At 71.6% G+C, this 18,971-nt stretch carries 11 protein-coding genes; 5 read left to right on the top strand and 6 right to left on the bottom strand.

Translation table 11 applies throughout. The annotated features are described in order from the left end of the window. Positions 1-2: 2 nt before the first annotated feature. Genes J2Y46_RS11445 through J2Y46_RS11435 form a run of 3 tightly spaced genes read left to right on the top strand, consistent with a single transcriptional unit; the run spans position 3 to position 1,566 of the window. Entirely contained in the window at positions 3-356 is a 354-nt protein-coding gene (locus tag J2Y46_RS11445) for a lycopene cyclase domain-containing protein (protein ID WP_045296926.1), read from the top strand. Continuing rightward, on the top strand, positions 353-676 hold the full coding sequence (locus J2Y46_RS11440) for a lycopene cyclase domain-containing protein (protein WP_310242422.1): 324 nt from the start codon (positions 353-355) through the stop codon (positions 674-676). Before J2Y46_RS11445 ends, J2Y46_RS11440 begins: the two co-directional genes overlap by 4 nt. After that, positions 673-1,566, top strand: coding sequence for a prenyltransferase (locus tag J2Y46_RS11435; RefSeq protein ID WP_310242420.1), 894 nt, complete (start codon positions 673-675; stop codon positions 1,564-1,566). Before J2Y46_RS11440 ends, J2Y46_RS11435 begins: the two co-directional genes overlap by 4 nt. A gap of 57 nt (positions 1,567-1,623) precedes the next feature. On the opposite strand, the gene J2Y46_RS11430 is transcribed toward J2Y46_RS11435, so the two are convergent. Both J2Y46_RS11430 and J2Y46_RS11425 read right to left on the bottom strand, forming a co-directional pair. Beyond that, the gene (locus J2Y46_RS11430; RefSeq protein WP_045296845.1) at positions 1,624-4,533 is read right to left on the bottom strand and encodes a UPF0182 family protein; all 2,910 of its coding nucleotides are present in this window, start codon (positions 4,531-4,533) and stop codon (positions 1,624-1,626) included. Between the two features lie 94 nt (positions 4,534-4,627). Continuing rightward, entirely contained in the window at positions 4,628-5,755 is a 1,128-nt protein-coding gene (locus J2Y46_RS11425; protein ID WP_045296844.1) for a PDZ domain-containing protein, read from the bottom strand. A 146-nt stretch (positions 5,756-5,901) separates the two neighbouring features. Here J2Y46_RS11425 and J2Y46_RS11420 point away from each other — a divergent pair, with 146 nt between their 5' ends. Next, a complete protein-coding gene (locus J2Y46_RS11420; protein ID WP_310242416.1) occupies positions 5,902-7,347 on the top strand; it encodes a zinc-dependent metalloprotease in 1,446 nt (481 codons plus the stop codon). 783 nt (positions 7,348-8,130) lie between these two features. On the opposite strand, the gene J2Y46_RS11415 is transcribed toward J2Y46_RS11420, so the two are convergent. Both J2Y46_RS11415 and nudC read right to left on the bottom strand, forming a co-directional pair. Continuing rightward, on the bottom strand, positions 8,131-9,909 hold the full coding sequence (locus J2Y46_RS11415; protein ID WP_310242414.1) for an ATP-dependent helicase: 1,779 nt from the start codon (positions 9,907-9,909) through the stop codon (positions 8,131-8,133). Beyond that, positions 9,906-10,820 carry an NAD(+) diphosphatase gene (gene nudC, locus J2Y46_RS11410; protein ID WP_310242412.1) on the bottom strand — a complete coding sequence of 305 codons (915 nt, stop codon included), beginning with the start codon at positions 10,818-10,820 and terminating at the stop codon, positions 9,906-9,908. Before nudC ends, J2Y46_RS11415 begins: the two co-directional genes overlap by 4 nt. A 77-nt stretch (positions 10,821-10,897) precedes the next feature. On the opposite strand from nudC, the gene J2Y46_RS11405 reads away from it, so the two are divergent. Beyond that, positions 10,898-12,259, top strand: a complete 1,362-nt coding sequence (locus tag J2Y46_RS11405) for a phosphotransferase (protein ID WP_310242410.1) — start codon at positions 10,898-10,900, stop codon at positions 12,257-12,259. Positions 12,260-12,305: 46 nt separating this feature from the next. On the opposite strand, the gene J2Y46_RS11400 is transcribed toward J2Y46_RS11405, so the two are convergent. Next, positions 12,306-15,620, bottom strand: coding sequence for an ATP-dependent DNA helicase (locus J2Y46_RS11400; protein ID WP_310242408.1), 3,315 nt, complete (start codon positions 15,618-15,620; stop codon positions 12,306-12,308). A 29-nt stretch (positions 15,621-15,649) separates the two neighbouring features. Then, positions 15,650-18,871, bottom strand: a complete 3,222-nt coding sequence (locus tag J2Y46_RS11395) for an ATP-dependent DNA helicase (protein WP_310242406.1) — start codon at positions 18,869-18,871, stop codon at positions 15,650-15,652. Between the last annotated feature and the right edge of the window lie 100 nt (positions 18,872-18,971).

Raw genomic sequence — 18,971 nt, 5'->3', positions numbered from 1 at the left:
AGGTGCCGGGGATCTACCTCATCGCGATCCTCGCCTCCGCCGCAGGCGTGCTGCTGATCGACCGGCGCTGGCGCCTCGCGGCATGGCAGGCGCCCGCACGCACAGCCCTCGCGGTGGGCATCGGCACGGCGTTCTTCCTCGCGTGGGACGCCGTGGGCATCGCCACGGGTGTCTTCGTCAAGGGCGACAGCGCCCTGTTGCTGGGCGTCGACCTCGCCCCCCACCTCCCCCTCGAAGAACCCGTGTTCCTCGCATTCCTGAGCTACCTGGCGCTCGTCGCGTGGTCCGGCGCCGTGCGCCTGACGGAACGACGACGAGCGGATGCTGCGTCCCCGCGCTCGGAGGCGAGCCGATGACCTACTCCCTCATCGTCGTCCCGTTCGTCGTCATCACCGTGATCGTGGCGCTGCTGACGGCCCGCCGCCCGGCGTTCGGGCGCAGGATGACAGCATCCGTCATCGCCGCCGGCGTGCTGGTGGTGCTCACCGCCGTGTTCGACAACGTCATGATCGCCGCGGGACTCTTCACGTACCCCGAGACGCTGATCTCCGGAGTGCGCATCGGTCTCGCCCCCATCGAGGACTTCGCGTACCCCGTGTGCGCGGCATTCCTCGTACCTGCGGTCTTCACGCTGCTGGAGCCGACGCGCTCGCATCGTGAGGAGACGGCCTCGTGACCACCGACGCGCCCCTGCGCGCCAACACCGTCGCCCGGCAGCTGCTCATCGCCTCGCGGCCGGTGAGCTGGATCAACACCGCGTATCCGTTCGCCGCCGCCTACGTCCTGACCACGCGCGAGGTGGACCTCACCCTCGTGGTCGGCACGCTGTTCTTCCTCGTGCCGTACAACCTCGCGATGTACGGCATCAACGACGTGTTCGACTACGAGTCGGACCTCCGCAACCCTCGCAAGGGCGGCGCCCACGGCGCCGTGCTCGATCGGCGGATGCACCGCGTGACCCTGTGGGCCTCCGCACTGCTGTGCCTGCCGTTCGTCGCCTATCTTGCGGTGGTCGGCTCCGCGGTCTCGTGGGTCGTCCTCGCCGCGAGCCTGTTCTTCGTCGTGTTCTACAGCGCGCCACCGCTGCGGTTGAAGGAGCGGCCGTTCCTCGACTCCGTGACCAGCAGCATCCACTTCTTCTCCCCCGCCGTGTACGGAATCGTCCTGGCCGGAGCGACGTGGACGCCCGCCCTCGTCGCCCTCATCGTCGCGTTCGCGCTGTGGGGCATCGCCTCCCACGCGTTCGGAGCGGTGCAGGACGTCGTCGCCGACCGCGAAGCGGGCATCGCATCGATCGCCACGGCACGTGGCGCGCGCTGGACGGTGCGCTTCTCCCTCGCCTGCTACGCCGCGGCGGGGGTCGCGATGCTCGCGACGACCTGGCCGGGGCCGCTCGCGGCAGTGCTCGTCGTGCCCTACCTCGTGACGGTCTGGCCCTACCGCTCGATCGCCGACGCCGACGCCGCGGCCGCGACCTCCGGATGGCGGCGGTTCCTGTGGCTCAACCAGTTCTCGGGCTTCGCGGTCACGCTGCTGCTCATCTGGTACGCGATCCTCACGGCATAGCTCTCGGAAACGCCGAAGGCCGGCCCCCTCGGGGACCGGCCTTCGCGCGTGCGGGGGTTACGGCTGCTCGCCGAGCTGGATGAGCTTCTCGACCGCCGCGGTGAGACGCTCGTCGGCCGCGCCGTACGCCGCCCAGTCGCCCTTCTCGAGCGCCGCCTGGCGATCGAGCATCGCCTGCTGCGCGTCCTGCAGCGCCGCCTGGTACTCGTCGGTGGGCGCGGTCGGGGTCGTCGGCTCGGTCGGAGTCGGCTCAGGAGTCGGCGCCGGCGTGGCACCCGGGGTCGGCTGCACGTCGGTGTCGCCCGCGTCGGCACCCGAGTCGCCGCCGAACAGAGTGTCGAGGGCCTCATTCAGTGTGTCTTCGAAGGCGATCTTGTCGCCGAACGAGACCAGCACCTTCTGGAGCTTCGGCAGCTTCGTGCCCGTCGACGACTGCACGAACACAGGCTGGACGTACAGCAGGCCGCCGCCGACCGGCAGGGTGAGCAGGTTGCCGTTGAGCACCTCGGACTGCCCCTGTTTCAGCAGGTTGATCTGCGCCGAGATCTGCGGATCCGAGTTGAACGTGTTCTGCACCTGGCCAGGACCGGGCACCGTCGTCTCGGCGTCGATCACCAGCATCCGGAGTTTTCCGTAGTCCTCGCTCTTGACGCCCGCTTCACTTCCGGCGTTCGAGTCCACCGCGAGGTAGCCCATCAGGACGTTTCTGGTGTTGCCTGCCGTCGCCGCCGGGATGAATGACGTGAACATCGAGTACGTCGGCTCATCCTGGTCGGGCATCTGCATCGTCAGGTAGTACGGCGGCTGCAGCGCCGTCTCTTCCTGCGGGTCGTTCGGCGTCTGCCAGCGGTTGTCGCTCTGGTAGAACGAGCGCGCGTCGTCGACGTGATACACCCCGAGGATCGTGCGCTGCACCTTGAACAGGTCGGTCGGGTATCGCACGTGGCTGATCAGGTCGGCCGACATGTCGCTGATCGGCTTGATCGTCGACGGGTAGACCTTCTGCCACGACTCCAGCACCGGGTCGCTCTCGTCCCACGCGTACAGCGTGACCGAGCCGTCGTACGCGTCGACGGTGGCCTTGACCGAGTTGCGGATGTAGTTGATGTCGTCGAGAGCGAACCGCGGAGCCGGGTTGCTCGAATCCGAGATCGCCGACGTCAGGCTCACGGTCGACGAGTACGGGTAGTTGGCGCTCAGCGTGTAGCCGTCGATGATCCACACGATCCGCCCGTCGACGACACTCGGGTAGGCGTCGTTGTCGAGCGTCAGGTAGGGGGCGACCTTCTGGACGCGATCGCGCGGATTGCGGTCGTAGAGGATCTGCGAGTCCTCGTTGACGTAGTCGGAGAACAGGATCTGCTCGGCCTGGAACTTGAGCGCGTAGATGAGCCTGTTGAAGACGTTGCCGAGGCTCGGGCCGCCCTCGCCGTCGAACGTGGTCTTCGTCTCGCCGGAGCCGTCCTCACCCGAGGGGTAGTCGAGCTCGACCGGCTCCGCCCCGGCGGGTGCCCCGACGATGGAATACGTCGGCGAGTACTCGCCGAAGTACACCCGCGGCTGGAAGTCCTCCTGGTCGGAGAGGAACCCCGCAGCGGGGATGCCGCGCTCGAGGAACACGGGGTCGCCCTCATTCGTGCGGTCGTTGCCCTTCGCGGCGACGAGGCCGTAGCCGTGCGTGTAGACGACGGCGGAGTTCTGCCAGTCGGCGGCGTTGCCGAGCTGCGCGAGGTTCAGCTCACGCACCGAGACCACCGTGTCCTGCGAGACTCCGTCGATGTCGTACCGGTCGACGTCGAGCGGGTCGGCGAACTGGTAGTAGGACCGGTACTGCTCGAGCTGGCGCACGTTCGGCGAGATGATCGCGGGGTCCATGATGCGCACCTGGGCCGTGGTCGCCGCGTCGTCGCGCAGCTGGCCGGCCTCGACATCGGTCACGGCCGTGAAGTCCTGCTGGTCGAGGCTGGCGACGCCGTACGCCTCGTGGGTCATGTCGACGTTGCGCTGGTAGTAATCCTCTTCCAGGGCGAAGCGGTTCGGCTGCACCTGGAAGGTGTTGACGACCCATGGGTAGCCGACGCCGACGACGATCGCCGACACGACGAGCAGGGCGGTCGCGATGAGCGGGTAGCGCCAGCGGCCGATGATCGCGGTCACGAAGAACAGGATGGCGACGATGACGGCGGCGAAGGCGAGGATCGTCTGGCCGGGGATGATCGCGTTGACGCCCGTGTAGCCGGGACCGGTGATGCGGTCGCCGGGCTCGACGAGCGTCTTGTACCGGTCGAGCCACAGGCTCGCGCCCTGCACCAGCAGGTACAGGCCTGCGGTCACCGCGAGCTGGATGCGGGCAGACTTCGAGATCCGCAGCTCCCGCTGACCGATCCGCACCGAGCCGTAGAGGTACGAGACGAGCGCCGTGACGAGCAGGCAGATGAGCAGCACCGCCGAGGCGAAGCCGATGAGCGAGCTCCAGAACGGCATCGCGAACATGTAGAAGCCGGTGTCGAGCCCGAACTCGGGGTCGGTCGTCTTGGTGGCGACGCCGTTGAACCACAGCCACGTGGTCTCCCACTGCGCCGAGGCGGCGAAGCCGGCGAAGAAGCCGAAGAAGATCGGGATGCCCCACATCGCCAGCCGGCGCAGCGGCTCGACGACCTCCTGATAGCGGTCGAGCTGCGAGCTCAGCCGTGCGTAGACGGGGCGCAGCCGGTACGCGAGCTGGATGGAGAGCCACACCGGCACCGCCATCCCCAGGAAGCCGACCGCGAACATCACGACGCGCGCGACCCACTGGGTGAGCAGCACCTCCGAGAAACCGAGCTGGTCGTACCAGAGCCAGTCCGCGTAGAGGCTGGCGAAGATGAAGAAGGCCACCACGAGCGCGGCGATGATCGCCAGGCTGATGGCGATGACGCGTCGGGTGCGAGAGGGTGTGGCCGGAGTCGGCGCGGAGGTCGTGGTCACGTTCCCATCCTAGGCGCGCGATTCTCGGCGCCCGCCTTGTCCTCCCTGGGCGAACTCTAAGAAACTCGCAACGTTTCGGGCACGATCCGCACGCTCACTTGAGAGTGCAGGTCGGGAGCGCGTCGAGATCGCCGCCCGAGCTCACCGCGTCGAGCACGGCCAGCGCATCGTCCAGATCCTCGACCGAGAACACTCGCAGGTCGCCCGGGATGTGACCCACCACCTCGTCGCAGTTGGCCTCGGGAGCGAGGAACCACTCGGCGCCCGCATCCAGCGCGCCCCACATCTTCTGACGGATGCCTCCGATCGGCCCGACCTCGCCATCAGCGGTGATCGTGCCCGTGCCCGCGACCTGCTCCCCGCCGTTGAGCTCGCCCGGGGTGAGCGTGTCGATGATACCGAGCGCGAACATCATGCCGGCGCTGGGTCCGCCGACGTTGTTCAGCTGGATGGTGACGTCGATCGGGAAGTCGTAGTCCGTCGTGAGGTTGACCCCGAGGATCCAGGTCGTCTTCCCATCGTCGTCGGTGATCTCCTTCGGCGCGACCTCCACCGTCTGCTGCTCGCCGTCGCGCTCGATGAGGAGCTCGACCGGAGCGCCCTCCCCCTGGTTGATGACCGAGCGGAGGTTCGAGACATCCGCGAGCTCCTCGCCGTTCGCCTCGAGGATCAGGTCGCCCTGCTCGAGGATCCCCTCGGCCGCGGCGCCGTCGATGACCGAGTAGACCGACAGGGTCCCGCCGACGTCGTAGCCGAGCTCGGTCAGCGCGGCCGCCGTCGCCTCGTGCTGGGAGTCGACCATCATCTGCGCGCTCTCCTCGTTGCGCTGCTCGGTCGTCTGGTTCTCGGGGAAGATCGCGTCGATCGGCATGACGGCCCGGCTCGGGTCGAACCACGCCATGGCGAGCTCGAACCACGACGGCGTGTGCTCGCGGTTGCCCTGCACCTGCACGGTGAGGAGGTCGAGCGATCCGTCCGTCGGGTAGGTCTCGGCTCCCTCGACCGAGATCAGGGGCACCTCGTCGCCGTCGGCGTTCTGGGCCGTGCCGAGCGTGTTGTACACCGGACCCGGCCGCTGGATGACGTAGGAGGTCGGCAGGAACGTGATGACGAGGAGCACCACCATCGCGACGGCGAGCGACCATACGCCCGCCAGCGTGCGGCGGGACATCCGCGGCCGTGGGGCGGGCTCGATCGTCGTGTTCTCGTCGAACAGGGCCACGCGGGACCTCTCTTCCGTGCCTTGTCGGTGTTGCGCCTGGTCGTTCGCGACCGGCGTAAGGCGTTCGGGGTCCTTGCCGGGGAGTGCGACGGATGCTGCGACTAGCGTAGAACGCAACCTCATCGACCGGCTGAAAGGCGGCTGAAGTGGCAGACGACGTCACTGGCGGGGGCGACCCCAGCCCCGAGGACGACTTCCAGGAACTCATCCGCCAGCTGTTCGGCGGCGCCGCGGGCGACTTCGACCCCGAGCAGCTGTCGCGGCTGTCGGGGATGAGAATCGACCCCGCGATGATGCAGGCGGTCATGCGTCAGCTGCAGGGGGCGTTCGAGGGCGCCGATGAGACCGGCATCTCGTGGGACATGGCGAAGCGGCAGGCGCTGCACATCGCCAACCAGGAGGGCCTGGGTGTGACCGCGGGTCAGCGCACGGACCTCGACCAGGCGTTCTCGCTGGCGACGCTGTGGCTGAGCGAGGCGACCACGATCTCGGAGCTGTCGGCTCCCCCCGCGACGCTCACGCGTGGTGCCTGGGTCGAGGCGACGCTGCCCGTATGGCAGGAGCTCGCCGCTCCGGTGGCCACGAGCATCGCAGACGCACTCACGTCCGCGCTGAGCGAGCAGGCGCCCGAAGACATGCAGGGACTCGTGCAGGGCGCCGGGCGCCTCATGCGCACGGTGGGCGGCTCGCTCTTCGCGTCGCAGCTCGGTCAGGTGGTCGGCAACCTGTCCAAGGAGGTGGTGAGCGGCGGCGACGTCGGCATCCCGCTGATGCCCGACGGCCAGGCCGCGATCCTTCCCCAGAACTTCGCCGACTTCGGGCGCGACCTCGAGGTGCCCGAAGACCAGCTCGCGCTGTACGTCGCGACGCGCGAGCTCGCGCATGCCCGCCTCTTCCGCCACGCGCGCTGGCTGCGCCTGCACGTGATCTCGCAGGTCACCGACTTCGCGCGGGGCGTGCACGTCGACACCGACGCCCTCGAGGATCTCGCCACGCGCTTCGACCCGTCCGAGCCCGAGGAGCTCCGCCGCGCGATCGAGAGCGGTGCACTGCTGCCCGCCCGCTCCGAGGCCCAGGAGGCGGCTCTCGCCCGCCTGGAGAACCTCCTCGCGACGGTCGAAGGCTGGGTCGAAGTCGTCACCGAGGACGCCACCTCGCGACTCCCCTCGGCACAGCGCATCTCGGAGGCCGTTCGCCGCCGCCGCGCGGTCGGCGGTCCCGCCGAGCGTGCTCTGGGCTCGCTCGTCGGCCTCGAGATCCGGCCGCGCCGCATGCGCGAGGCCGCCGCGATGTGGCGCGCCGTGACGGCTGCGGTGGGCCCGGCCGCGCGCGACGCGCTGTGGGACTACCCCGATCTCATGCCGAGCGCTTCCGACATCGACGACCCCGCAGCACTCGTCGCCCGCCTGGAAGCCCGCGCCCGCGGCGAGGAGCCGGCGCGCGACGAGATGGACGACGCCCTGGCGCGCCTCCTCGCGGGCGAGGAGCCCGGAGGATCGGCCGCGGACGAGGCATCCGATTCCCCCTCCGAGTCCGACGGATCGGGCGAGGAGGGCGAGAGCGGCGCGCCCGACGACCACCGGCCCGTGTAGGCGGCGGGTCCGGGCCGGATCGCCGGTTCCTCCCCAGACGGCCGGAGCACCCCGAAGACACCTCGCGGCCTGTGGATATCCGCTGCGGACCCTGTCGGCGCGACAGGATCGGGCGCATGCTGCGACTCGACACCGCGTATCCCCCGGTGTGGCGGACCGACTCGACGATCCAGTTCGGCGCCGAGCCGGTCGCGGTCCTCGATGATCCGCTCCCGTGGCAGCAGCGTCTGCTCCGCGAACTGGAGCGCGGCATCCCCGACGGGGCCGCAGTCCCCTTCGCACAGGCGCTCGGAGCTCCGGACGCCCTCGCCGCGTCGCGGTTCCTCTCACGCATCCGCCGGGCACTCCTGACGGATCGGGCGACCAGACCCCGCGTCGCGATCCAGTGCGCCGAGGGCGTGCCCGACCGCCATCGCGACGCGATCGCCGCGGGCCTCGCCGCGGAGGGAGTCGACATCCACACGGCCCACCGCTTCGATGGCATCGGCAGCGCCGGCACGGATGCCGAAGCCGTCGTCTTCATCGTCCATCGCATCGTGGCGCCCGGTGCGGCCGCCGCGCTCATGGGCGCCGACGTCGATCACGTGCCGATCGCGCTCACCGGCTCGGGTGCGGAGGTCGGACCGTTCGTGGAGCCCGGCCGCAGCGCCTGTCTCGCCTGCGTCGCGGCTCACCGTCGCGACAGTGACCCCTCGTGGCCGGTGGTCGCGGCGCAGCTGCTCGGTCGTCCCGTCGAGAGTGAGCCTTCGGTGCTCTGGGAGGCGGGGATCGTGGCCGGACGCCTCATCGCGGAGCGCGCGCGGAACCCCTCGGCCGACCGGACCCGGTCGGTGATCCTGCGCGCCGGGTCGCTGCACCGGCACGTGCGGTCGCACCGCCCGCACGCAGAGTGCCGTTGCCGATCTCTCGCAGGAACCGCGACGGCTGCCGCTCCCGTACGCCTCGAGCCCATGACAGCGACAGCGTTCGCCCAGCCCGCGTGATGCCGACGTACGCGAGGCGCCGCTCCTCGTCGACGTGCTCGAACGTGGTGGCGTACGAGATCGGAAGGAGGCCCTCCGCGACGCCGATGAGGTGAACGTGCTCCCACTCCAGGCCTTTGGCCGCGTGCAGCGTCGCAAGGGTCACCGTCCGCATCGCGGGCTCGTCGTGCGCCTTGGCCCGGGCGGTGAGCTCGTCGGCGAACGCTCGGAGGGTGGTCCCCTCGGGCGCCTCCTGGGCGAGACGCAGCAGCGCAGCTCGTGCCTCCCAGGCGTCACGGAGGGCGCCGCCCGCCTCGGGCGGCTCGTCCGTGAGACCCCGCGAACGAAGGATGTCTCGCACCGTGTCGACGAACGCGCTCTCGATGGGTGCGACCGAGGCCGCACGCAGTTCCATGACCGCCTGCCGCACCTCGGGCATGTCGAAGAAGCGGCGGCCGCCGAGGACCGTCGTCGCGATCCCCGCGTCGGAGAGGGCGGCGACGAGCTCCGCGGACTGCGCATGCGCGCGGTACAGCACGGCGATGTGGCGCGGGTCCGCGCCGTCTGCGATCTGCGCCGCGATCCGCGCCGCCACCGCGCGCGCTTCGTCCCGGTCGTCGTCGAACGCGGTCACCGTCGGAACGGGGGCAGAGCCGGCTTCGGCGTCGCGATCGGCGGCCGCTGAGAGGTGCAGCGCGCCGGGACGCCCGCGCATCAGCTCGTTCGCGACCGCCAGGATCGGGGCATCCGATCGATAGTTCGTCTCGAGGCGCACGACGCGGGCACCCTCGTAGCGCGACGGGAAGTCGAGCAGGTACGCGGCGTCGGCGCCGGCGAACGAGTAGATGGTCTGGCTGGCGTCGCCGACGACGCAGAGGTCGCGGCGATCCCCCAGCCACAACTCGAGCAGGCGATTCTGGAGCGGCGAGACGTCCTGGAACTCGTCGACGGTGAAGTGGCGGTACTGCTCGCGAACGGCCTTGGCGACCTGCGGCTCGGCCTCGAGCATGCCGGCGCACGCGAGCAGCACGTCCTCGAAATCAAGCTGACGGCGTTCATCCTTCAGCTTCTCGTAGGCGTGTTGCAGCGCCACGACGCGCTCGACGCCGAGGCGACCGACGCCGTTCGGGCGGGCCGCCGCGTACGCGTCGACGCTCAGCATCGAGACCTTGCGCCACTCGATCTCGGACGCGACGTCGCGCAGGGTGGCGACGTCGGGCGCGAGCCCGATGCCGTCCGCCGCGTGGGCGAGCATCCGCACCTTGTTGTCGATGATGCCCGGAGCGCTGTCACCCGCGAGCGTCGGCCAGAAGAAGTTGAGCTGTGCCAGAGCGGCCGCGTGGAAGGTGCGGGCCGACACCCCGCCGACACCCATCGCCCTCAGACGCCCTCGCATCTCACCGGCGGCCTTGGTCGTGAAGGTCACCGCCATGACGCGCCCCGGCGAGTATGCGCCGGTGTCGACGCCGTGGGCGATGCGGTGTGTGATGACGCGGGTCTTACCCGTGCCGGCGCCGGCCAGCACCGCGACGGGTCCGCGCAACGCGGTCGCCGCTTCGAGCTGATGCTCGTCGAGCCCTGCGAGGGCGCCGGCGCTCACACTCGCTCCGCGTGCCAGTCGGCGATGAGCCGGTGCGCGATGGACGCTCGCCCGGGCAGCACGACGTCGCCGTCGCCGGCGAGCGCCCGGCCGATCTCGTCGCGCGTGAACCAGCGGACCGCAGCGATCTCCTCGCTGTCCGCGCGCGCCATCGCGTCGTCGCGGGATTCGGCGAGGAAGCCGACCATGAGCGAGCGCGGGTACGGCCAAGCCTGGGATCCGCGGTAGGTCACCGTGCCGACGTCGATGCCGGACTCCTCGGCCACCTCGCGGCGCACGGCCGCCTCGAGCGACTCGCCGGCTTCGACGAACCCGGCGAAGCAGGAGAACCGGTCCGCACCCCACAGGGCGTTCGAGCCGAGGAGCAGCAGATCGGGGTCCGCGATGCTCGTGATCGCGACGATCACCGCTGGATCGGTGCGGGGGAAGTGCTGCCGCCCGCAGTTCGGGCATCGGCGCGACCAGCCCGCGTCTCCGAGGATCGTTCGGGTGCCGCACGCCGGGCAGAACGGGGCGTCGATCAGCCATCGTCCGAGGCTCAGCGCCTCGACGAACGCGCCGGCGTCGAGAGGCGTCAGCAACGCCCCCACCGTGCGCAGGCCCGCCCATCCTGACGGGGCGGCGAACAGCTCGTCGTCCTGCGTCGCGAACACCGCGGCGAGCAGGGCAGCGCCGTCCTCATCACGCCCGAGGAAGGCCCACTCGGCTCCGTCTGGCACGTTCGCCGGGGTGCGCCATTGGAGGGCGTCGGGTGCCGCGAGCGGTGCGGAGTCGCCGACGACGACCAGGACGCGGGAGTCGGCATCCGTCTTCGCCGTCTCGAGGAGGCCGGGAATCAGCCTCTCATCGGCCGCGCGATCAAGTCCGGGCTGCGCCAGCGGATTCAGGCTGGTGCTGTCGGGCGCCGTCATCGAACATGCTCCCCTTCGTCGTTCAGGGCCGGGCGTGGCGCGGGGACGGACGAGCGCGACCGACCTACCCTGGGCACATGGCACGCTCACCCCTCACTCTAGCCGCGTCGGTCACGTCGGCTCTCCCGCGGGTCGGCGTCGTCGGAGTCGGCGCCCTCACCGAGAGAGCGGCCGGCCGATTCGACGCGGCGGTCGCGGATCTCGACGATGGGCGCAGGGTGGTCGTGCGTGTCCCTGCCGACGCGTCGTCCGCTCCCGAACTCGCCGCGGAGGTGCGCGCGCTGCGCGCACTCACTCCCGGCGTGCGGGGCCTGCTCCCTTTCCGCGCGCCTGAGCTGCTGGGCGAGGCGGGCCTCGGAGACACGCGTGTCGTCGTCGTCGACTTCCTTCCCGGCTACCGCGTCGATGCGGCCCACCTTCCGCCCGGACGCGGCGCTGCGACCTCGCTGGGAGCCTCGCTCGCAGCACTGCACGCACTGCCCCACTCGATCGTCAAGAGCGAGGGTCTGCCTGCGCGCACCCCGCAGCAGGTGCGCGCCGACGTCACCCGCTTGATCGAACGCGCTGTCGCGACCCGCCGCCTGCCCGTGACTCTGGCCGAGCGCTGGCACCGGGCCGCCGACGCCGACGAGCTCTGGCGCTTCGAGTCCGCCGTCGTGCTCGGGGGCGCGGGGGCAGCGTCGTTCCTCTTCGAGGATCTCGACGGCGTGCCGACCGTGACCGGACTGCTCGAGTGGCACGGGCTGTCGATCGGCGACCCTGCGACCGACCTGCAGTGGCTCGCGTCGGCCCCCGACGCCGCTGACGACGTCTACGCCGCCTACGTCGCCGACAGCGGCCGCGCTCCCGACGCCCGGGCGCGCGAGCGCGCGCGCCTGTACGCCGAGCTCGAATTCGCGAAGTGGCTGGTGCACGGCTACGACGTCGACCGCGACGACATCGTCGCCGACGCCGTCGAACTGCTCGAATCCCTCGCCGGCGGGGTCGCCGGCGACGACATCCTCTCGGCGGACTCACTCGACGTCGACGACGCGATCGCCCTGCTCGAGCGCACGCCCGGCGCCGGTGCGCCGACCATCGACACGTCGATGCAGACCGACGCATACGACCCCGAGGAGCTGGCGCAGTGGGTCGCCGACGAGGACGACGCGCGACGGGAGACGGGGCCGGTGCCTCGTGCGCCGGAGTCCTTCGACACGCAGGAGATCACCGCAGATGAGCTCGCCGCCTTCCGGCCCGTCGATCTCGACGCGGCCTCGGTGGAGCTGCCCGCGATCCACCCGGACGACGACCTCTCCACCGCGCCCATCACGCTGCCGGCCGGCACCGCGGCGAACGCACCGGGTGCGCGTGACGACGACCGCGACGGCGGACTGGATGCCGCCGCCGAGGCGGAGCGCGCGTCCGAGGCGGCGCTGCGCCGCTGGCTGGCCGACTGAGGCGGCGCCGCGCCAGGGTTCGCGGCGTGGGCGACGCCTCGCGGACTCAGCTCCGCAGGATGACGTCCTCGGCGACGTAGTAGAGCGCGACGTCGATCTCGTCGAGCGGCACGCCGTGCTTCGAGTGATAGGCCTGGCGGTAGAGCTCGAGCTGCAGCATCCGTTCGTCCTTCTCGGCCGAGGTGCGCGGCGCGACGCCTGTCTTCCAGTCGACGATCTCGATGCGCCCGCCGCGGTCGTCGCGCCGGTACACGGCGTCGAGCTTGCAGATCACGATGTGCGGCAGGCCGTCAGGGCCGATGGTGGTGAAGTCGATCTCGGTCTCGACCTCGATCGGCTGCAGCGCGGCCCACTCCGACGCGAGGAAGCGTTCGCGCAGGGCAGCCAGCGCGGCGGCGTCCTCGACCGAGGCCTCCGTCCCCGGAAGGTCCTCGTCCGTCTCCCACAGCGCGTCATCGAGCGAGCCGCCGAGCCCCGCGTGTCCTGAGCGCTGCTCGACCCAGGCGTGGAACAGCGTGCCGAGGCGGGTCTGACGGAAGGGTCGCTCCGGCATCGGCCGCGCGATGCCGGCGAGGGTGCCCTCGAGGTCGGCCACGTATTCCTTGTAGCGCGAAGCCGCGATGCGCGTCGGCGCCGTGTGCACCGGGCGGGCACGGCGCGCCTCGCGCTCAGCGAGCAGCAGCGCGGCCTGGGGATCGATCCCCGCACGCGGTGCGTCGAGCGCTGCCTCGACGGTGCCCGCCGCGACGGCCACCGCCGTGCGGCGGGCACCCAGCGGATCGATCGGCCACTGGAGCACGCGCCGCTCCCCCTGATACGGGTCGTCGCCGGGCTCGTCTTCCGGCAGCGGCACCTCGAGCGCCTCGGCGATCTCGGCGAAGAACGTGCTACGGGTGCGCGGGCGCTTGGTGCCCGACCAGGTCGCACCGGTGAGCAGCAGGTGATCACGGGCGCGGGTGACCGCGACGTATGCGAGGCGGCGGTCCTCTTCGAGCTGCCGGGCACGGTTCGCCTCGACGAACGTCTCGATCGCCTCCTTGAGCGCCTGCTGCGTGTCGGCCGACTGCCAGCCGAGCGCCGGCAGCCAGGCGGAATCACCGCGGAATGCGTACGGCAGGACGCCGAACCCGAGCCACGCCTTGGTGTCGCGCGGAGCGCTCGGCAGCTCGTCCTTGACGAGACGCACGACCGCGACGGCGTCCCACTCGAGGCCCTTCGACCCGTGGATCGTGAGCAGCTGCACGACGTCGTCCTCGGGCGGCTCGGTGCGCGGCGCGAACTCGTCCAGTTGCTCGGCGTGGTCGAGCCACGCGAGCAGGCTCGACAGCGACCCGGTCTCGTCAGCGGCGAGGAAGGCGTGCACCTCGTCGACGAAGGCCCGCAGCTGTGCCGATGCGACGCGCGCGGGCCCGCGTGACTCGTTCGCGGCGAGCTCGATGTCGAGGCGCAGCTCCAGCTCGATCAGTCGCACCAGCTCGGGGATCGGCATGCCGCCGGCCTGCCGGAGTCCCGCGAAGACGGATGCCGCGTCGCGCAGCCGCTCCCGCGCCTCGGGTGTGAAGCCCTCGAGCCAGCCGTGATCCGGCTTCTGGCGCAGCACGAAGTCGAGCGCGTCGACGAGCGACCCGTCATCGTCGCCCGCGCTGGCCCGGATGCGCTCGACCACCTCGGGTGCGAGAGGTTGCAGCGCGGTGTCGTGACGTGCGAGGCGGCGGGACAGCGCCACGAGCTCGCGCAGGTCGGGGAGGCCGATCGCCCACCGTGGGCCCGACAGCAGCCGGATGAGCGCCGAGCCCGCGGACGGGTCGCTGATGACACGCAGCGTGCAGACGACGTCGACCACCTCGGGAGTCGAGAGCAGGCCGCCGAGTCCGAGGATGCGGTGCGGGATGCCGCGGCGCCCGAGCGCATCGCCGAAGCGCACCATGTGCTTCTTGCTGCGGAAGAGGATGGCTCCGGTGGTCGATCGGCCGCCGTCGGCACGCTCGGCACGCACCCGCGCGAACCACTCCGCCACCCGGTCGGCCTCGGTGTCGAGGTCGGCGTCGAAGCCCAGCTCGACCACCCCGGCAGGGGCTCCCGGTCGCGGCTGCAGCTCTCCGACCGTGACGGAAGCCGACGCCGCGAGCGGCGCGAGCACCGCGTTCGCCGCCGTCAGCACCGCGGCGCTGTTGCGCCAGCTCGTGAGCAGCGAAAACTGCGCGCATGCCGCGCCCGGCGCGAACGCCGCAGCGAAGCCGCCGAGGTTGCCCGCGCTGGCGCCACGCCAGCCGTAGATCGCCTGGTGCGGATCGCCGACCGCCATCACCCCGGTGCCGGCGAAGAGCGTGGCCAGCAGATCCGTCTGCACGACGGAGGTGTCCTGGTACTCGTCGAGCAGGACGACGCGGTAGCGGTCGCGCAGTTCGTCGGCGACCGCGCGGTGGCCGGCGACCACCTCGAGCGCGCCCGCCACCTGATCGGAGAAGTCGATGACCCCGAGACGGAGCTTCTCGGCGGCGTACTCGCGAGCGAGGTCGGCGAGCAGCGCGAGCGCATCGACGCGGTCGGCGGCGTCGGCCACGTCGGCGTAGACCGTGGTGCGCCGATTGGTCGACGGCAGCTCGCGCACGGCACCGAAGCGCTCGGGGAATGCGGCGAGAGCGTCGAAGTCGACGAGGTTGTCGACGCCGTCACGGGCGATCCGCAGCGCTGCGTCGACGATCGTGCGCACCGCCTCGCCCCGCTCCTCGAGGCGCGGGTCGTCGGAGGCGAACACGACGCGACGCATGAGCAGCCAGGCCGCGGACTCCGAGAGGACGGCGGCCTCGGCATCCCGGCCGATCCGGAGCGCGTGCTCGCGCACGATCTGGTCGGCGAAGCTGTTGTAGGTCGCGACGCTCGGCCGGTGCAGCAGCGCGTCGTCGACGGAATCCTGCGGGATGGCGTCGACGGCGTGCGCGAGCGCGTCGAGCAGACGGTGTCGCTCCGCCGTCGAGCGCGCCCCATCGACGCCGGAGAGCTCGAGCTCGCCGAACACTTCGAGCCGTCCCTCGTCCGCGAGTGCGGGCAGCGACGGCAGCAGGCCGCGGCGCTCGAACTCGCCCAGGCGCGCGAGCCGCTTCTGGATGCGCTCCGCGAGCTCGCCGGCGGCCTTGCGGGTGAACGTGAGGCCGAGCACCTCGTCGCGGCGGACGATGCCGTTGGCGACGAGCCAGACGACGCGGGCGGCCATCGTCTCGGTCTTGCCGCTGCCGGCGCCGGCGACGACGAGCGCGGGCGCCAGGGGCGCCTCGATGACCGCGATCTGCTCGTCGGTCGGCGGGAACTGCCCCAGTGCGGACGCGATCACGCGTGCCGACAAGATGGGGGGCGGGGACACGGCCTGCGTGTCAACGGGCTGCGCGATGGTCACGAGGCGCTCACCGCACCCACGGTGTGGATCCGGCACAGTCCGTACGAGTGCTCGTCGCGGCAGTGCTCCTCGTACGGTGCCGTGAAGGTCTCGCCGCGCATGACCGCGACGGCCGTGCGGATGCGGCCGACGAACGCGTCACGACGCTCGTCGTCGAACGGCGGCTGCCACGGTGTGACGTAGTCCGACCTGGTCGCGGTCGGCCGCAGCACGAGGAGCTTCGCGCCACCGGGCGCATGGCCGTTCGCCTCCGGGATCGCGCCCGATTCGAAGGCCAACTGGTATGCGCCCAGCTGGGGGTTGTCGAGCACCTTGGCGTCGGTCTGCGGCTCGCGCTTGCCGGTCTTGAGATCCATGATGACGACGGTTCCCTCCGGCGTGAGCTCGACGCGATCGATGTAGCCCGAGAGGATGACGCGGTGCTCAGTTGCCTCGGGGGCGGCCGCCTGCGGCTCGTCCTCCATCGGGATCACGACCTCGAAGTGCGGCTCGGCGCCGATGAGCCTGCCGCCGGCGTCGTCGAAGCGTCGCAGGTAGAGGTGCAGGCGCCGCACCAGGTCGCGTGCACGGGTCTGCTCGGCGCGGTCGCGCCACGCGGCCTCGAACGTCAGCTCGCCCCAGCGCGACTCGACCTCGGCCCACAGTCCCGCTTCATCGTGATCGGCCGCGTGCTCGAGCGCCGCGTGGATGATCGTGCCGAGGCCGGCGGTGGTGCCCCCCGGGTCGCCGCCGAGATCGGCGATGACCCAGTTGAGCTCGCACTCCTCCAGGGCGTGCAGCCGGGAGGGTGAGACGCGGATGTCCTCTCGCGAGAGATCGCGCAGCGGGCCGGTCGACGTCGGCCCGGCGACGCCGTACCACTCGCGCGGCGACGCGCCCGGCACCCCCGCATCCGCCAGCAGGGCGAGCTGCTCTGCGGCGCGGGCCGCAGGCGCGGCGAGCGGCCCCGGGGCGGCGGCTGAGCGCGGGCCTGCGGCAGTCAGGGTGCGCCGGTGCCGAGCCACGAGTCCGCGAAGCGACACGGGGTGGTCGAGCTCGAAGGGCTCCGGATCCGGCAGCAGCTCGAAGAATACGCTCGGGCCCGTGTCGTCGTCATCGACGGCCGTCACGATCACGCGGGCCGTTGCCCGCGACAACGCTCGCGCGAGCAGGCGCAGCTCGTCGTGCATCGCCCCGCGGCGGCGGTCGAACGCACCCAGCGTCTCGCCGTCGGCGCGGGTGGCGGCGTCCGCGAGCCGCCACGTGTCGAGAAGGCTGCCGCGCAGTCTCGTGTTCGGCCAGACACCGTCCTGCACGCCGGCCACGACCACCGTGTCGAACTCGAGGCCGAGGGCTCCGGCCGGAGTCATGACGCGCACGCTGTCGTCGCGCGTCGGCGCTTCGAGACGGTCCTCGGCGACGCCGCTGTCGAGGATGGACCGGGCGAACACACGCGGATCGGCGTCGAGCGAGCGCTCGACGAATCGTTTCGCGGCCTGGAACAGCGCGACCAGGGCGTCGAGGTCGCGGTGCGCCTGCTCGGCCAGCGGGCCGTTGCCGCGCGCGAGCTCGCCCCACGAGCGCTCGAGTCCGCTGCGGTCCCACGCGGTCCAGAGCAGCTCGTGCGCCGTGGCACCGCGCTCGAGGTCCTCGCGCAGCACCTCGAGCGTCCGCGCCAGCGATGCCGCGCGCCGGGCCTCGCGCGTGTCGAGCAGGTCGAACTCGAGCGGCCGGCGCATCGCCGAGAGCACGAGGTCGCGACCCGAGCGCTCGGCGACGCCCGCGCCATCGTCGCTCTCCACGGCGACCCGGCTGCCCGTGGCCTCCGCCTCGCCCTCGAAGACCCGCCGCAGCTCGGCGTGCCGCAGTGCCGAGCGCAGCCGGCGGAGCTCGATCACGTCGAGGCGTCCGTAGGTGCCGACGAGCGCCGCAGACACCTCCTCGAACGTCCACTCGTCGCGCGACGCGAGCTCGATGAGCCTCAGCAGGTCGGCGACCGGCCGCACCCCGCCGAGGGCGCGCCCCGGGCCGCTCGAGCGCGCCGGCACCTCTCGCGCCGACAGCTCCGCCTCGAGCGCCGCGACCTGCCGGGTGTCGTGGGCGATGACGGCACAGCCGCTCCACGGCACGCCGTCGTGCACGTGGCGCTCGCGGAGCACCCGCGCCACGGCGTCATACTCCTCGGCCGCGGAGCGCAGAGTCAGCACCCGCACGGACTCGTCGGCTGCGGCACCCGATGCCGCACCGCGGTGGGCCACGACGCCGACCGCGCCGATGCGCTGCGTGACCCGACCTACCAGCTCGCGCTGCCACGCACTCCCGCGATGGCCTTCGGTGAGCACGTGGACGGCACCCAGTGACGCTGCGAGCCGCGCGAAGTTCTCGGGCGTCGCACCGCGGAACGATCCCGACCCGACGTCGGGATCGCCGAACGCGAGCACCGCGGCGCCCCGGGCGCCGACGGCCTCGAGCAGTTCGATTCCGCCGAGGGTGAGCTCCTGTGCATCGTCGACCATGACCACGCGCACCCGGTCGACCGCAGGGCTTCCGGCCGGCGCCGTGCGAAGCAGCCCGACGGCTTCGCGGACCAGACCCGCCGCGTCCCGGTGTGCCCCCCGCATGGCGGCGCGCACCTGGAGGTATTCGCCGAAGAACGACGCCAGCGACACCCAGGCCGGCAGCTCGTGACGCTCGCCGAGCTCGCGGAGGCGCCGCGGCTCGATGCCGAGGGTGGTGCACTCGGCGAGGAACGTCCGCACCTCGGTCCGGAACCCGGCCGTGCCCCGGATCGCCGGGCCCAGCCAGTCCGGCCAGCGGACGGCGCCGGCCGCCTCATCCTCGTCGTCGCCCTCGAGCAGATCGCGGATGATCTGGTCCTCGTCGCCGCCGGTGAGAAGCTGCGGCGGATCCGCGTCCGCCGCGACGGCGTGCGCTCGAACGACCTGGAACGCGTACGAGGCGACCGACCGCGCGAGCGGCCCGGTCGTCGCCACCCCGACCGCGAGACCGAGGCGGTCGCGCAGAGCCGTCGCGGTCTGCCGCGACGGGGTGAGCACGAGCACGGCGTCGGGATCGACGCCGGCCTGGATCACGGCTGCCACGCGCGCGATCAGCGTCTCGGTCTTGCCGGTGCCGGGTGCGCCCACCACGACGCCCGAAGCCTGCGGAGGCAGCGCCAGCACGTGCCGCTGCGCGGCGTCCGGGGTCCACGCCGCACGATCTGCCCTGCCCGAAGTCACCCTCCGACGCTAGCGCGAGGGCGCGACATCGGCCGTTCGCCCAGAGCGTTCCGGCGGCGGGCGGATGCCCCTGCGCGGTGTCGTAGAGTTGCCATGCGTC

The sequence above is a fragment of the Microbacterium sp. BE35 genome (genome assembly GCF_031457705.1).
In the GTDB taxonomy this organism is placed as follows: domain Bacteria; phylum Actinomycetota; class Actinomycetes; order Actinomycetales; family Microbacteriaceae; genus Microbacterium; species Microbacterium trichothecenolyticum.
Note: the sequence above shows the minus strand (reverse complement) of the source record. Positions and strands in the feature narration are given on the sequence as shown.

Excerpts from the sequence above, each read along its gene's own strand:
- J2Y46_RS11440 (WP_310242422.1), top strand. The coding sequence starts at position 353 with ATGACCTACTCCCTCATCGTCGTCCCGTTCGTCGTCATCACCGTGATC.
- nudC (WP_310242412.1), bottom strand. The coding sequence starts at position 10,820 with ATGACGGCGCCCGACAGCACCAGCCTGAATCCGCTGGCGCAGCCCGGA.
- J2Y46_RS11405 (WP_310242410.1), top strand. The coding sequence starts at position 10,898 with ATGGCACGCTCACCCCTCACTCTAGCCGCGTCGGTCACGTCGGCTCTC.